This window comes from uncultured Clostridium sp., from assembly GCF_947039605.1.
Classification (GTDB): domain Bacteria; phylum Bacillota; class Clostridia; order Clostridiales; family Clostridiaceae; genus Sarcina.
Genome location: NZ_CAMQZG010000002.1, coordinates 65,313 through 81,362 on the forward strand (window position 1 = coordinate 65,313; position 16,050 = coordinate 81,362).

The window sequence follows — 16,050 nt, forward strand, 5'->3', positions numbered from 1 at the left end:
TATCAGTTGATATTTAAAATATAAAATGAATTTAGGAGTGAATGAAATGAGAGTATTAGAAGAATTACAACCATATGATGTTTTTAAATATTTTGAGGAGATTACACAAATCCCAAGAGGTTCAGGTAATGAGCAGGCAATAAGTGATTATCTTGTTAAGTTTGCTAATGAATTAAATCTTGAAGTTATCCAAGATGAAGCAAATAACATTGTTATAAGAAAAGAAGCATCTAAAGGATATGAAAATGCTAAAGGTGTTATAATTCAAGGACACATGGACATGGTTTGTGAAAAAAATAAAGGAACAGAGCATGACTTTGAAAAAGATCCATTAAAATTAAGAATAGTTGAAGATAATATCTACGCTACAGACACAACTCTTGGAGCTGATAATGGAATCGCTGTTGCTTATGGAATGGCAGTTCTTGCAGGGAATTATGAGCACCCAGCTTTAGAACTTTTAGTTACAACAGATGAAGAAGTTGGAATGAGTGGTGCAATTGCACTTGATGGAAAAAATATTAAGGGACAAATACTTCTTAATGCAGATTCAGAAGTTGAGGGAGAATTACTTGTAAGTTGTGCTGGTGGTGCAAGAAATACATTAGTAATTGATATAGATTGGACACAAACACCTGAAGAGAAAGTTGCTTATGAACTTAGAGTTAAGGGATTAAGAGGTGGACACTCAGGAATGGAAATTAACAAAGCTAGAGGAAATGCTAATAAATTAATGGGTAGACTATTAAATGAAATTTATAAAGTTGTTGATTTTGACATGGCTTTAATAAGTGGTGGTTCAAAAAATAATGCTATACCAAGAGAAGCAGATACTTTAGTTGTTATAGATGAAAAAGATATAGCAATAATGAGTGAAATAGTAGAAAAAGTTGAAAATGAAATAAAAGCAGAACTTAGAGTTCAAGACCCTAATGTTATTGTTGAGATGGTAAAAGAAGAGGCTATGCCACTTGAAATATTCTCAAAAGAAACTAAGAGAAAAGTTATCATGGGACTTCAATTAATGCCTAACGGAGTAGAAGTTATGAGCATGGACATGGATGGACTTGTTCAGACTTCAACAAATCTTGGAGTAGTTACTACAACTAATGAGACAGTATCATTTGATAGTGCTACAAGAAGTTCAGTTAATAGCCAAAAATGGGCATTCCTTGATAAAATTCAAAATGTTGCAGATGTAATTGGAGCAAAACTTGAAGTTTCATCAAGCTATCCATCATGGGAGTATAACCCAGAATCAGAAGTAAGAGAGATTGCTAAAAAGGTTTATAAAGATATGACAGGAGAAGATGCTAAACTTGTAGCTATTCACGCTGGAGTTGAATGTGGACTTTTAAGTGAAAAAGTTGAAGCTGGACTTGATATGATTTCATTTGGTCCTAACATGGCAGATGTTCACACACCAGACGAGCATGTTAGCATAAGTTCAATAAAAAATGTTTGGGAATTCTTAATAGAATTACTTAAAGCTTTAAAATAATAAATATAAAAATCCTCTGTAAGTTTATGCAGAGGATTTTTTTTATTTACTTTACATAATTTTTTGAAATATTTATGATTTTTAGGAATAAATTCAGCATCATTTAAATAAGTATGTTTATATAGAGATATTTTAAGGTGGTGAATTTATGAAGTATACAAGATATGATATGAAACCAAAGAAAAAGAATGATGACTGGAAAACTACAATTATGATGATACTTGCAGTGGTTGTCTTAGCATTACTTATCGGAAGTTTAATATTTTTCCAAATGTTCCCTGTTAATGAAAAAACAAAACTAAAAGATAAGACAACTCAAACAGAAGAGAAAAAACCAACAGAAGATCCAAGTGAAGAGATTGAAGTTCCACCAGTAGTTGCAGAGGAAAAAGAAGAAGATGAAAAAGAGCAAACAGAAAGTGCAAGTACAACAGAAGCTACTACATACACAGTTGTCCAATGTGGATATTTTTCTAAGAAAGAAAGTGCTGATGCAGTAAAAGAAAAAATTGGAGAAAGTGCAAAAATTTTAACTGAGGGTGATAAGTTTAGAGTTGTATGTTATATCGGTAGTGAAGCAGAGGCTAAGAAGTTATTAGATGAATTTACTAAAAAAGAAATTGAGAACACAAAAGTAAGATTCAATCTTCCAGGAGAAACAGTAACAGATAAAGCTATAATAGAAATGGTAAATGGAATTCTTGATATAACAGTAAAGTTAAATGAGGCAGATGTAGCAAGTGTTAAAAGTGACAAATTTAAAACTTGGGCAAGTACATTAACAGAAGTTACAGATGATGCAAAGCTTAGTAATTTTATAGCAATGAAAAAAATGATAAATGAACTTCCAGTTGAAATTACTAGTAAAGAAATTGAAAAGATATATCAGACAATATACAATGTTGTAAGTAGTTATAAATAAAGGGTTAAAATTTTGATAATTCCCCAAAAATTGTTATAGCAATTACCTTTAAATAACATCAACTTGTAATTGAATTTTAATAAATATTTACAGTAGATAGATTATAATTATTGAGAAAACAAAGAACTCTGAAACTTTCAGGGTTCTTTAATTTTGGGTGTGAATCATGTATAATATTTTTGTAAACTTCTATGGTAAAAATAAGTATTAAAATTCTTAGTAAAGAACTTTTTATGCTTGTGCATAAAAATAATAAATGTTAAACTATATAGGATGATAAAGAAAATAGGATTTTAGGTTGATTTTTGTTAGAAAAAGTACTATTTTATATTCAAAGATAGGAGCGGATTTTTAATATGTCTATAATTTTAGCTTCAAAATCTCCAAGAAGAAAAGAGCTTTTGTCAAAGATTGTAAAAGATTTCGAGGTAATAGCATCTGAATTTGATGAATCACTTATCAAATTTACTGGAGATGTAGAATCATATGTGAAAGAATTAGCAATATGTAAGGCGAAAGAAGTGGCACAAAATATTAAAAAGCAAGCTATTGTTATCTCAGCGGATACGATTGTTGTGCTAGAAAATAAAATATTAGGAAAGCCTAAAAATAGAAAAGAAGCTGAATGTATGTTAAGTTCTTTAAGTGGTAATAATCATAGAGTATGCACAGGTTTATGTGTTCTTGATACGACTACTAATAAAATAATACAAAAAGCTGTTTTCACAAAAGTGAAGTTTTCAAAGCTTACTAATAAAGAAATTCAAGAGTACATAGATACAGGAAGTCCAATGGATAAAGCAGGTGCTTATGGAATACAAGATTTCGCTGCAGTATTTGTAGAGGAAATAGAGGGATGTTATTACAATGTAATGGGATTACCTTTAAACGTATTGTATAATATACTCAAAACATTGGATTTTTAATGGTGTAAATATCTAAAAAAGGAAGTTTTTATTTGAAACAAAATTTGAAGATATATGATATGCCAAAAGATGAAAGACCGAGAGAGAAGCTTTTAAATAGAGGAGTTAAAGCATTATCTGATGCTGAATTATTAGCTCTACTATTAAGAACAGGTACAAAAGATGAAAGTGCTTTAAAACTTTCAGAAAGACTATTAGCAGATGTAAATGGTGTAGGTGGGATTTTTAATACACCTATTGAAGTTCTTATGAAAATTAAGGGAATCAAAGAGGCAAAAGCCTCTCAATTAATTGCAGCTTGTGAGCTTTATGATAGAGCCGCTAATGAAAAAAGAGATAGTTTGCAGATTAAATCAGCAAAAGATGTAGTAGATTTGATTGGACATAATTTTTTTAAAGACAACCAAGAGGTTGTTAGATTGTTATGTTTGAATACTAAGAATAATATTATATCAACTAAGGAAGTTTTTAAAGGTAGTTTAAATAGTTCAATAGTACATCCTAGAGAGATTTTTAAAGAAGCAATTAATTTTAGTGCGGCTTCAATAATTTTATGTCATAATCATCCATCAGGCGATCCGACACCTAGTATTGAAGACATAAATATAACAAAAAGAATTAAGTCTTGTGGTGAAATCATAGGGATTGAACTTTTAGATCATGTTATATTAGGAAGAAACAAATTTATAAGTTTAAAAGAAAAAGGAATTATATAATCGAAAGGGGAATAAACATGGGTTTATTTGGATTTGGAATGACTAAAGACTTAGGAATTGACCTAGGAACAGCTAATACTTTAGTTTTTGCTAAAGGAAAAGGTATAGTTTTAAGAGAACCATCAGTTGTTGCTATAAATAATGTAACAAAAAAGGCATTAGCAGTAGGTGCTGAGGCTAAACAAATGATAGGTAGAACACCAGGAAATATAGTAGCTATAAGACCATTAAAAGATGGAGTAATAGCTGACTTTGATGTAACACAAACTTTACTTAAAAACTTTATAGATAAAGTAACAAATAAAGGTGCTTTCACAAGCCCAAGAATAATAGTATGTTTCCCATCAGGGGTTACAGAAGTAGAAAAAAGAGCTATCGAAGAAGCTACAAAGCAAGCAGGAGCTAGAGAAGTAATTCTTATGGAAGAACCTATGGCAGCTGCTATTGGAGCTGGACTTCCAGTTGATGAACCTACAGGAAGCATGATAGTTGATATTGGAGGGGGAACTACTGAGGTTGCAGTTGTTTCGCTTGGCGGAATTGTTACAAGCAAGTCATTAAGAGTTGCTGGAGATGAGTTAGATCAAGCAATCATTAACTATGTAAAAAAAGAGTACAACTTAATGATTGGTGAAAGAACATCAGAGCAAGTTAAGATGCAACTTGGATCAGCTTTCAAAGTTGAAGGTGAAGAAGATGAAGTTATGGAAATCAAAGGTAGAGATTTACTATCTGGTCTTCCAAAAATAGTTGAAATTAATGAAGGTCAAATTAGAGATGCTTTAAAAGAGCCAGTTGCTTTAATAGTAGAGTCAATAAAAACAACATTAGAAAAAACACCACCAGAACTTGCTGCAGATATCATGGATAAAGGAATCATGCTAGCAGGTGGAGGGGCTTCATTAAGAGGGTTAGACCTTTTAATAAACCACGAAACACATATGCCTGTTCACATAGCTGAATCACCATTAGATTGTGTTGCTTTAGGAGCAGGAAAAGCATTAGAAAAGTTCGATCTAATTGCTAAGCAACAAAGAGGCTAAATTTTAGATGAAGTTTTTTAAAAGTAAACTGGCAGTAACGGTTATAGTTCTGTCAGTTACATTTTTAGGTGTAATTATTTATACAGCTAAAACAAATTCAGATTTTATATCTGGGGCACTAGGTGCAGGATTTAACCCTGTCCAAAAAGCAATATACACAGCAGGTGAGAAAATAAAAGGTGGAATAGATTTCTTTGCTAGCTTCTCAGAAGTTAAAGAAGAAAATGATGGTTTAAAGAAGCAAGTAATAGAATTACAAAACCAATTAGTTGGTTATAATACTTATAAAACACAGAATGAACAATTAAAGAAAGAACTTAGTTTTAAAGATCAACATTCAGAATATAATTATGTTGGTGCAAGTATAATTGGTCAATCAGGAGGAAGCTTCTATGAAGGATATATTATTGATAGAGGAGCAGATTCAGGGTTGAAAAAAGATATGATAGTCATTGCAGGTAATGAATTAGTTGGTATTGTAATAGAGGTTCATAGTAATTGGGCTAAAGTTCAAACAATATCAAGCTCAAATACAGCGGTTGCAGCTACAGTGGAGGAAACTAATGAAGTTTCTGGTATTGTTAGAGGTTACAGAGATATTGGTAGCAGAGAACCACTTGCAAAAATTTATAACTTACCAATGAGTTCAGCAATTAAAGCTGGAGATACAATATTAACTTCAGGGCTTGGAGGAGTTTATCCTCAAGGCATTAGAATAGGGGCGGTTACTGCTGTTGAAACTGATAATGTTAAAGTTTCAAAAAGTGCTGTAATTAAACCATTTGCTGATTTTAATACTCTAACACAAGTAGTTATAGTTGTTCCTAAAGATGCATCTAGAGGTGACATAAAATATTAATTCAAAGGGGATAGAGATATGAAAAAAATTATACTTATCCTTATTTGTATACTTTTATTTGTGTTAGATAATAGCGTAATGCCATTTCTTGGAATTGGAGGCGTTTATCCAAGCTTACTATTTGTTTTTGTTATATTAGTTTCAACAATAAATGGTTACTGGGATGCTATTATACTAGGAAGTATTTCGGGTATACTACAGGATATTTACTTCACTCATATATTTGGAATAAATGCACTTATCAATTTAGCACTATGTCTAATAGCTGCATATATAGGTGATACTATAATTAAAAATAGAATAATAATACCGGTAGCAACTGTTGCAGGGCTAACAGCAGTTAAGTTTATTATAATTTTAATTATAGGGAAAGCATTAGCTTTAAGTGTACCAATAGAAAATATATTTATAATGGTTATTTATAATGTAGTGATGGCAGTTGTTATGTATAGTTGGGTATCTAGAATATCAAACAAAAATCTAATGAAGAAAACTTGGAAATTTGGTAAACACAGGTGATTAAATGAAAAGAGTAAACAATAAGAAGAAAAAACCTGTAAATAGATTTAAAGTGTTAACATTAATAGCTCTAATAGTATTTGGAGCTATTTTAGCACGTCTTGTATATTTACAGATTTTTGATTATGACAATTTAAGGGCTAAGGCAAATATAAGATCTACTAGATTTATGCCAGAACAGGCACCTAGAGGAAAAATATATAGTCAAGATGGCGATTTACTTGCCACAAATAAAGAAGCATATATGCTGACATTTACAAAAACATCTGAGGGAATGATAGAATTTTATAATACTATAAATTCTGTATTATCAATACTTAAAGAAAATAATGCTTATGATAAGATTGATGATAATTTTAATTTAAAGATAAATCCACAAGGAAAATTATATTTTGATTTTCCGGTTAGTGAAACAGATAAAAAATTGTGGAATGGTCAAAAGTTAAGATTTATGTATGATAGAAGTCTTGAAGGTGCTGTTGAAAATAAGTTATACCCTAAAAATAATGGTAAATTTACAGATGAACAGATGGCGGAAGTTGGTAAAGTTTTAGCAGCTTATACACCAGATGAAACATTTGATATTTTAGCAAAAGAATATGGACTATACAATATGCTCAATATAGGAAAGACTTTGACACATACAGAGCAGGTAGCTTTTGATAAAAAATATAAGGCTATGAGTCCTAGTAATATAATGAAAGAACTATTAAAAACTTATAGTTTAACAGAAGTTAGAGAATTTATGCTTGTAAAAGATGATATGAAGTTACAAAGTTATTCAGGTTTTAAACCAATTAAAATAGCTTCAAATATAGGCGAAAAAACAGCATATATATTTTATCAAAAATTAAGTTCTTTGCCAGGTATTGAGGTAGAGAAAAAACCGGTTAGATATTACCCATATGGGACACTAGCATCACATGTATTAGGTTACATGGGGGCAATACCAGCAAATCAGGCAAATAAGTATGACCAAAAAGGTTATGATGTTTCAGCAGATTTAGTTGGGGTTTCAGGAATAGAATCTTCTTTTGAAAATATTCTAAGAGGTAGAACTGGTGGAGATATGGTTAAAGTTAATTCAGCAGGTCAAAAAGTCGGAAGTTTATATCAATTAGAAGCTTATCCAGGAAACAATGTACATTTAACTATAGATGCTGATATTCAATATGCAGCTACTAAAATGTTACAAACTCAAATGGATTATATACAAAAAAATGAACCTTATGGAAAGAATGCTAGAATGGGAGCCGTAGTAGCAGTTGATGTTAAAACTGGAGGAATACTTGCATTAGCAAGTTTACCAAACTACAATCCTAATGATTTTGCATCTGGTAAGGTAAGTATGGATGTAGTGAAAAAATACTTTAATCTTGATGTAGCTAAAATAGGGCAAGAGTTTATAAAAATGATGGGTCTAAACAAAACTTTAGATGAAATGTTCCCAGAGAATTCAAGTGGGGGCAGATCAGATAAATATGATGTTCTTCCAAAACCATTATTTAACTATGCAACTATGGGGCTTGTACCACCAGGATCAACATTTAAACCAGTAACAGCCACGGCTGCTTTAGAAACTGGAGTTACAAATGCAAGTTATACAGTAACAGATTCACCAACATTATATTATCATGCTGAACCTAATATATTTGGTAACAATCTTCCAAAAGATAATAATGATCATGGAGTTGTTGATATAGTTAAAGCAATACAAGTTTCTTGTAATAACTATTTCTATAATATGGCAGCTAAATTATACTATCATTTTGGAAAAACTACAGAAGCTTTAGATGTAATTGGTGATTATGCAGCTAAATATGGCCTTGGTACTATGCCAGGGACAGATGAGAAAAAAGGAACTGGAATAGAAATACCTGAAAACTTTGGAAATGCTTATAATTTTGAAGATTTTAAAAGTAGTTCAATATTCTATTCAAAGTGGACTTTAGTTGACTCACTTAAAGCAGGTCATTTTGATGCTGTTAATATTAAATTTGCACCAATAGATATTGGAGTAGAAAAAACTGATACAAAAGAAGCATCAGATGCTAAAGCAGGAGTTAAGAAAGTTATAACAGATCAATTAGATAAAGTAGGGAAATCAGATGTTCAAAGTGCAAAAGCACAAGATGAATTTGAAAAAGCTTTAGAAATTTCAATTAAAAAATTATACACTGTATCACCAACGGTTAAAAGTTCAATTGATAATTGGCTTAAAAATGAACCGAAAGTCACAGTGGATGAGAATATAAATGCCACAGCAAGAGCTATAGATGCTTGGGTTGCATATACAATGTATACTACAATCACAACACCAGCACAGCTTGGGTATGCTGCTATTGGGCAGGGAACAAGTGAGTTTACACCACTTCAAATTGCAGGGTATGTTTCAACTCTTGCTAATGGTGGAACAAGATATAAACTTCATTTATTAGATGAAGTAACAACACCTGCAGGGCAAGTTGTTGAAAAAACTAAGCCTGAAGTAATAGATAAAGTAAATATTTCAAAGCAGAATTTAGACCTTATAAAACAAGGTATGTACAATGTTAATAATAACCCTCATGGAACAGGTTACTATGTATTTGGAGAGCAAGGATTCCCAATACCTAGTGCAGGTAAAACAGGAACAGCTTCACTAACATCAGGGGAACATAATATTGGTAGATCAGCTTGGGGAGTATATATTTCATTTGCACCGGTGGAAAATCCACAAATTGCGGTAGCAGTTGTAATTTATAATGGTATACATGGTTATTTAGGAGCACCAGTAGCAAGAGCTATATATGAAACTTATTTCAGAAATGAAATTAAAACAAAATATCCTAATTACCATCCAAAAACAATGGCAGGAGTCCCATATGATTACACATTAAATCCTCCATTACCTAAAATTACAGATAAAAATGCTAGTCAAAATACTTCAGAGGCAAATAAATAAAATAAAATAAATAAAATAAAATAAATGGTGAGGATGTCATAATACTAGGCATCCTCACTGTTTTATTTTTAGTAAGTAAGAATTATGTCATAACATTGTTTATAAATTTTAAATAATTAAGCATGTGTAAATTATAAAATCAATAAGATAGTGTTATATATTATTAAAATAGTAGATGATTTTAATTAAAATATTAGGTGGGTATTTTAATTATTGATAGAGTTCAAAGGGGAGTTAAAATTAAGAAATGTGTTTTATTTTAGTTAGAATTTAAAGAAGATAGGTGATTAAATGAGATTCAATCGAAATCGAAAGTACATAGATAGATATAGTGTTATTATAGCTATTGCTATATTAGTATTTACGCTTATATTATGTAGACTGATTTATCTACAAGTTTTTGAACATCAGAGTTTCGAATCTAAAGCGGATATAAGATCAACTAGATTTATGCCAGAGCCGGCTCCAAGAGGGAATATTTATAGTTCTAATGGAGACTTATTAGCTACAAATAAAGAAGAGTATACGCTTGAGTTTACAGAAACACAGACAGGAATGCAGGACTTTTATAGTACAATAAATTCTGTTTTTAATATTTTAAAGCAGAATAAGGAGTTTTCTAAACTTCAGGATAAGTTCCCGATAGAAATAAACTCACAAGGAGGATTATATTTTAAATTCCCAGTGAGTGAAAGTTCTAATCAAAAAGTTTGGGATTCTTTGAAGTTAAGATTTATGTATAATAGAGCGCTAGAAGCTCCAATACAAAATGAATTATTCCCCAAAAATAATGGAACATTTAGCGAAAGTCAAACTGCGCAGGTAAATAAAATACTAGCAACTTATACAGCGACAGAAGCGTTTGATGATTTAGTAAAACAATATGGATTATATAATATGCTTAATATGGGAAAAACTTTGACTGCGGCAGAGCAACAGACTTTTGAGCAGACTGAGCAGAAGATGTCAGGAGAAGCTATAACAAAGCAATTATTAGAAAAATATTCTTTAACTGAAATAAGAAACTTTATGTTAGTTAAAGATACAATGAAACTTCAAAGTTATTCAGGATTTAAGCCTGTTATAATAGCAAATACTATAGGTAAGACTTTAGCATTTGTATTTGACCAACAGCAAGGGCAATTACCAGGAATAAGTGTAGTAGAAACTCCGGTAAGATATTATCCTTACGGAACACTTGCTTCACATATTATTGGGTATATAGGTAAAATACCTTCAAAAGAAGCTTCAGAATATGAGCAAAAAGGATATAATGTTTCAAGTGACCTTATAGGGGTTGCAGGACTTGAATCAGCTTACCAAAATGTATTAAGAGGAACTACTGGCGGTTCTATGGTCAAAGTTAATGCAGCAGGGCAAAAGATAGGTAATATGTATACATTGCAAGCAACACCAGGAGATAATGTATATACAACTATTAACTCAAATTTAGAGTATACTGCTACAAAAGCATTAGAAACTCAAATGCAATATCTTCAGCATCAAGCACAATATGGTGAAGATGCTAAAATGGGAGCAGTTGTAGCTGTGGACCCTAATAATGGTAATATTCTTGCTATGGCAAGTTTACCAGGGTATAATCCAAATGATTTTGCTACAGGAAAAATAAGTCAAAAAGTATTTAACCAATACTTCAACCCTGATGTTGCAAAACTTGGACAACAATTTATTAATGAGGCAGGGCTACACAAAACATTAAATCAAATGTTCCCAATACAACCTAATGGAGGAAGAGAAGATTTATATAGTGTACTTCCAAAACCTTTATTTAACTATGCAACTATGGGGCTTGTACCTCCAGGATCAACATTTAAAATTGCTACTGCTACTGCAGCTTTAGAAACTGGGGTAACAAATGCTACTTATACTATTTCAGATTCTGGTGGTCCAAACTCAACTTATTATGATGCAAAACCAAATATATTTGGTGCAGATCTTCCAAAAGACTGGGAGAATAATGGAGTAGATAATTTATGGAAATCTATAGAGGTCTCAAGTGATACTTACTTCTTCAATATGGCAGCTAAAATGTATTATAAATATAATCAATCTGTATCAGGTCTTAATGTCTTAGCAGAATATGCAGCTAAATATGGACTTGGAACAATGCCAGGAAGTAGTCAGACAAAAGGAACTGGAATACCACTTCCAGAAAATTTTGGTAATACTTATAACTTTAGTGATTTTAAGAAAAATTCAATATTCTATTCAAGATGGACGCTTGTTAAGAATTTACAAAAAGGACAATTCCCAGCTGTAAATTTAGCATTCGCACCTTTAAATATTGAAAATACTTCAAGTGATTCAAAAGAGTTAGTAACAGCTAAAACAAATGTTATGAATGTTATAACGAATCAATTAGAAGAGATTGGATTTGCAAATATAAGAAGTAATGCAAATCAAGTTGCTTTTGTAAATAATCTTACAAAAGAATTAGATGCTTTTTATAAAGTTTCACCAAAAGCACAAGCTTCAGTGGCAGCTATGATTAGACATAATCCAAAACTTACAGTAGAGGATGATTTAAAAGCTACTGCGCAAGCTGTAAATGACTGGATAGTATATACAATGTATACTACTATTACAACACCAGCACAGCTTGGATATGCAGCTATTGGACAGGGATTAAGTGAGTTTACTCCGGTTCAAATAGCGGGTTATGTTTCAACAATAGCGAATGGTGGGACAAGATATAAATTAAATCTTGTAAATAAAATAACTTCACCTACAGGACAAGTTATTGAACAAACTAAACCAACAGTTTTAGATAAAGTTAATTTACCACAATCTGATTATGATATGATTAAAAGAGGTATGTGGGCAGTTAACAATCAAATCAAAGGAACTGCAGATGTTGATTTTGGTTATGGGTTTAGAGATTTCCCAATTCCAACAGCTGGTAAAACAGGTACAGCATCATTGATGGCGAATGAGCATACTGTTGGTAGAGCAGCTTGGGGGGTATATATATCATATGCACCAGTAAAAAACCCTCAAATTGCAATTGCAGTAATTATATACAATGGTCTTCATGGAGATATTGGAGCACCGGTAGCAAGAGCTATGTATGAAACATACTTTAGAGATCAAATCAAAAAGACAGATCCTAAATATAAAGCTTATACTAATGGAGCATACCCAATATTCTGGAATGATGGAGCACAATATACTTATAGTTTAAATCCACCATTACCAAGCATTACTGATAATACTCAAGTACAATCAACAAGTACTACAATTAACAGTGATCCTATTAAAGGTAATAATACTTCAGCAGTTGGAACTAAAACTGCTTCAGCTATGAAAGGGCTTTCAAAGAGTGGAAATGATTAAAAAATATATATAAATATATATAAATATTAAGAGACTATCAAGTTTTGGTAACAAAACTTGGTAGTCTTTTAACTTTCTGTGTATTTTTTTAAACAAAAGAGAAATATTGAAAAAGTACATATATAATATAGGTAATGAATTAGTTGTAGCTATAAAAGTTAGGGGGATGAAATATTGGCAATCAATAAGAAGAAAAATAATTTAACAAGGTTCACTATACTAAAGGGAATCGTTGCAGGATTATTTACAATAATAGTTTTTAGACTTACATATCTTCAAGTGTTTAGATATGAAGATTTTAGAGAAAAGGCAGATACAAGATCTATGAGATTTGTAGCAGAGAAAGCACCAAGAGGTAATATTTATGATGTAAACGGAACAATTTTAGCTACAAACAAACAGACATATATAGCTACATTTACAGAAACTGAAGCTTCAAAAGAAGCATTTTATAGAAGTATGGAAATATTTTTAAATATCATGAATGAAAATGATGAAGAGATCATTGATAAATTTGATTTAAATATTGATGATGCTGGTAACATAATATTTGATTTTGGATTTGAGAATGAAGCAAATAATAAAGCGGCAGAATTAAGATTCAAAAAAGATAAAGGTATATTTGATGAAATACAAAATGAGCTTTACCCTAAACAGAATACAGACCTTACAGATGCACAGATAGAGGAGATAGAAACAGAATTATTTAAAATAACATCAGAACAAATGTTTTATTATTTAATTAATAAGTATGAAATGGAAGAACTTTTAACAGAATATAAAGATAGAAGTCTTGATTTATCAAGTACTGAGGATAAAAGCCTTAGAAAATCTATTAAAGAAAGATATAATAATGCGGATGAAGGTTTTTATGCGAAAATAGCAAGAGGAAAAAGAGTAACAATAGATTTAGTAAAAGAAAAGACTCTTGCACAAATTAGACAGTTTATGGTTATTAAAGATGCGGTAGAAATGCAGAGTTTTTCAGGGTTTAAGCCAGTTACAATATCACCAACAGTTAGTAAGGATACAGCTTTTATTTTATATCAAAAGTTAAATAGTTTAGTTGGTATTGATGTGGCACTTGAGCCGATAAGACATTATCCATATAATGAGCTTGGAGCAAATTTTCTTGGATATATGGGAGCAATACCAGGTGCTAATCAAGAAAAATATGAAGCAAGAGGATATGATTTATCGACAGATCTTATAGGTATGGCAGGAATAGAATCAGCTTATGAGACTGTGTTAAAAGGGACTAAAGGTGGTAGAACTGTTAAAGTTAATGCTGAGGGAAGACCAAGAGAAGATCTTTATAGTATGCAAACTACACCTGGAAATAATATTCACTTAACTATTGATAAAGATATACAATATTCAGCAGAGGAGATGCTAAAAACACAAATAGAATATTTACAGGCTACACCCAAAGGTAAAAATGCTTCAAGGGGTGCTGCTGTTGCAATCAATGTAAATTCAGGAGATGTTTTAGCTATGGCAAGTTATCCAAGTTATGACCCTAATATATTTGCAACAGGTAAAATTGATGGAGGTGTAGCTGAAAATCTTATTGCTCCAGATTTAGATACTTTTGGTGCAGAATATATAAGAAGATCAGGCATTAGTAAATCAATAGATGAGTTATTCCCAAAAGATTCAGAGGGAAATAGACAAGACCCTAATGATATTTATCCAAAACCAATGTTTAACTATGCGACTATGGGACTACTGCCGCCTGGGTCAACATTTAAGCCTATAACAGCTTTAGTAGCTTTAGAAGAAGGTGTTATGAATGCTGGAAGCACAATAAGTGATGGAGCAGTTTTAAACTCAGCAAAACAATTTATAAAGTATGAAAGTTTAATAGCAACACCTAAAGATAATGCTTTCCATGGAACTGTTAGTGTTAAAGAAGCATTAGCACAATCATGTAATGCATATTTCTATGAGGTTGCAGTTCAACTTTATTATAAGTATAGTGGTTCAGTCGATGCATTTAATAATATTGCAAAGTATTCATGGCAGTTAGGTCTTGGAATTGACCCAAGTGATAAAAATGCAGTAGAGGGTACTGGTATTGAAATTGCAGAGCGAACAGGAAGTGTTTATAATTTTGACGGTTCAAAAGATAAGTTTAAAACTTTTTCAATGTGGGAACTTGTTGCAGGTCTTGAAAAAGGAAATTTAAATAGTGGAGGACAAACTTTCACATCAGTAGATATAGAAAGAAATGAGCAAGATTCGAAATCATTAAAAGAAGCAAAAGATGAGCTTAAAAAACTTGTTCAGGATGAAATTAATAAAATTACTTCATTGAAAGAAACTGGTTTAGAAAAAGAATTTAAGGTTAATATAGAAACTATATTGAAAAAAATATATGATAATTCACCTAAATATCAAGAGAATATTAAAAAAAGAAGTTCAGATTTAAAGCAACATTTTGATGTTGTTTCAACTGAAATATGGCATTGGATTCAATTTAATATCAAATACCAAGTTGTTAATGCAGGTAATATGGCAAGTGCATCTATAGGGCAAGGAGATACAACAGTGACACCTCTTCAGATGGTAAGTGCCATAGCTACTATAGCTAATGGTGGGACAAGATATGATATTAATATGGTAGATAAAATTACAACTTCAACAGGTGATGTTATAAAAGAAATAGAGCCTACAATTTTAAATCAAATGGAGTTTAGTGATAGTACTTTAGCTTTAATTAAAGAAGGAATGCGAATGACAAACCATTCTTCAATTGGAACAGGAAGAAGAACATTTTTAAATGCAAACTTCCCAATAGAAACTGCTGGTAAAACAGGGACAGTTACACTTAGAGATGATCAGGAAGCGTATGGAAGACAGCCATATGGTACGTATGTAGCTTTTGCTCCAGTAGACAAGCCTGAAATTGCGGTGTTTGTTACTATTTATGATGGGATAAGTGGTGGTAATACATCTATTGTTGCAAGAGCTATTTTTGAAACTTATTTTAGAGAGAAAATTAAAGAAATAGCACCAGGATATAAAGCAATTGGTACTAATGGAGATGAATACACATATTCATTACAACCAGAAAATATAAAAGCTAGTAATCAAAGTCTAGAAGATGGAGATGAAGAAGTTGATTTTATTGAACAGGCAGAAAATGAAGTAATAGAAGAAGGGCAAGAAATTATAGAGGTTAAACCTGAAGAGGGAGAAACGGTAGAAAATATAGTAAATAACAATTAGTTTTAATTAAAAAACAAGTTTAACACCGCTAAAAT

At 31.3% G+C, this 16,050-nt stretch carries 10 protein-coding genes; all 10 read left to right on the forward strand.

Annotated features, from left to right (window positions below; translation table 11 throughout):
* Positions 1 to 46 precede the first annotated feature (46 nt).
* The 10 genes from Q0V24_RS01730 (at position 47) to Q0V24_RS01775 (ending at position 16,015) form a co-directional block, all read left to right on the forward strand.
* Positions 47 to 1,501 (forward strand): aminoacyl-histidine dipeptidase, encoded by a 1,455-nt coding sequence (locus Q0V24_RS01730; protein ID WP_297518049.1) that lies wholly within the window; start codon positions 47 to 49, stop codon positions 1,499 to 1,501.
* Positions 1,502 to 1,649: 148 nt separating this feature from the next.
* On the forward strand, positions 1,650 to 2,423 hold the full coding sequence (locus tag Q0V24_RS01735; protein WP_297518052.1) for a hypothetical protein: 774 nt from the start codon (positions 1,650 to 1,652) through the stop codon (positions 2,421 to 2,423).
* 356 nt (positions 2,424 to 2,779) lie between these two features.
* On the forward strand, positions 2,780 to 3,349 hold the full coding sequence (locus Q0V24_RS01740) for a Maf-like protein (protein WP_297518055.1): 570 nt from the start codon (positions 2,780 to 2,782) through the stop codon (positions 3,347 to 3,349).
* Positions 3,350 to 3,381: 32 nt separating this feature from the next.
* Positions 3,382 to 4,065: a DNA repair protein RadC gene (gene radC / locus Q0V24_RS01745; protein WP_297518058.1), complete on the forward strand. Its 684-nt coding sequence runs from the start codon at positions 3,382 to 3,384 to the stop codon at positions 4,063 to 4,065.
* Positions 4,066 to 4,082: 17 nt separating this feature from the next.
* Positions 4,083 to 5,108 carry a rod shape-determining protein gene (locus Q0V24_RS01750; protein WP_297518061.1) on the forward strand — a complete coding sequence of 342 codons (1,026 nt, stop codon included), beginning with the start codon at positions 4,083 to 4,085 and terminating at the stop codon, positions 5,106 to 5,108.
* Between the two features lie 7 nt (positions 5,109 to 5,115).
* Positions 5,116 to 5,967 carry a rod shape-determining protein MreC gene (gene mreC, locus Q0V24_RS01755; RefSeq protein ID WP_297518063.1) on the forward strand — a complete coding sequence of 284 codons (852 nt, stop codon included), beginning with the start codon at positions 5,116 to 5,118 and terminating at the stop codon, positions 5,965 to 5,967.
* 18 nt (positions 5,968 to 5,985) lie between these two features.
* Positions 5,986 to 6,486 (forward strand): rod shape-determining protein MreD, encoded by a 501-nt coding sequence (mreD, locus tag Q0V24_RS01760; RefSeq protein ID WP_297518066.1) that lies wholly within the window; start codon positions 5,986 to 5,988, stop codon positions 6,484 to 6,486.
* 4 nt (positions 6,487 to 6,490) lie between these two features.
* Positions 6,491 to 9,430 carry a penicillin-binding protein 2 gene (locus tag Q0V24_RS01765; protein ID WP_297518068.1) on the forward strand — a complete coding sequence of 980 codons (2,940 nt, stop codon included), beginning with the start codon at positions 6,491 to 6,493 and terminating at the stop codon, positions 9,428 to 9,430.
* Positions 9,431 to 9,721: 291 nt separating this feature from the next.
* Entirely contained in the window at positions 9,722 to 12,784 is a 3,063-nt protein-coding gene (locus tag Q0V24_RS01770; RefSeq protein ID WP_297518071.1) for a penicillin-binding transpeptidase domain-containing protein, read from the forward strand.
* A 174-nt stretch (positions 12,785 to 12,958) separates the two neighbouring features.
* The gene (locus Q0V24_RS01775; RefSeq protein WP_297518074.1) at positions 12,959 to 16,015 is read left to right on the forward strand and encodes a penicillin-binding transpeptidase domain-containing protein; all 3,057 of its coding nucleotides are present in this window, start codon (positions 12,959 to 12,961) and stop codon (positions 16,013 to 16,015) included.
* The last annotated feature ends 35 nt before the right edge of the window (positions 16,016 to 16,050 follow it).

What these genes read in the sequence shown, in the direction of transcription:
- Q0V24_RS01740 (WP_297518055.1), top strand. Translation starts at nt 2,780, where the DNA reads ATGTCTATAATTTTAGCTTCAAAATCTCCAAGAAGAAAAGAGCTTTTG.
- mreC (WP_297518063.1), top strand. Translation starts at nt 5,116, where the DNA reads ATGAAGTTTTTTAAAAGTAAACTGGCAGTAACGGTTATAGTTCTGTCA.
- mreD (WP_297518066.1), top strand. Translation starts at nt 5,986, where the DNA reads ATGAAAAAAATTATACTTATCCTTATTTGTATACTTTTATTTGTGTTA.
- Q0V24_RS01750 (WP_297518061.1), top strand. Translation starts at nt 4,083, where the DNA reads ATGGGTTTATTTGGATTTGGAATGACTAAAGACTTAGGAATTGACCTA.
- Q0V24_RS01770 (WP_297518071.1), top strand. Translation starts at nt 9,722, where the DNA reads ATGAGATTCAATCGAAATCGAAAGTACATAGATAGATATAGTGTTATT.
- Q0V24_RS01765 (WP_297518068.1), top strand. Translation starts at nt 6,491, where the DNA reads ATGAAAAGAGTAAACAATAAGAAGAAAAAACCTGTAAATAGATTTAAA.
- Q0V24_RS01730 (WP_297518049.1), top strand. Translation starts at nt 47, where the DNA reads ATGAGAGTATTAGAAGAATTACAACCATATGATGTTTTTAAATATTTT.
- Q0V24_RS01735 (WP_297518052.1), top strand. Translation starts at nt 1,650, where the DNA reads ATGAAGTATACAAGATATGATATGAAACCAAAGAAAAAGAATGATGAC.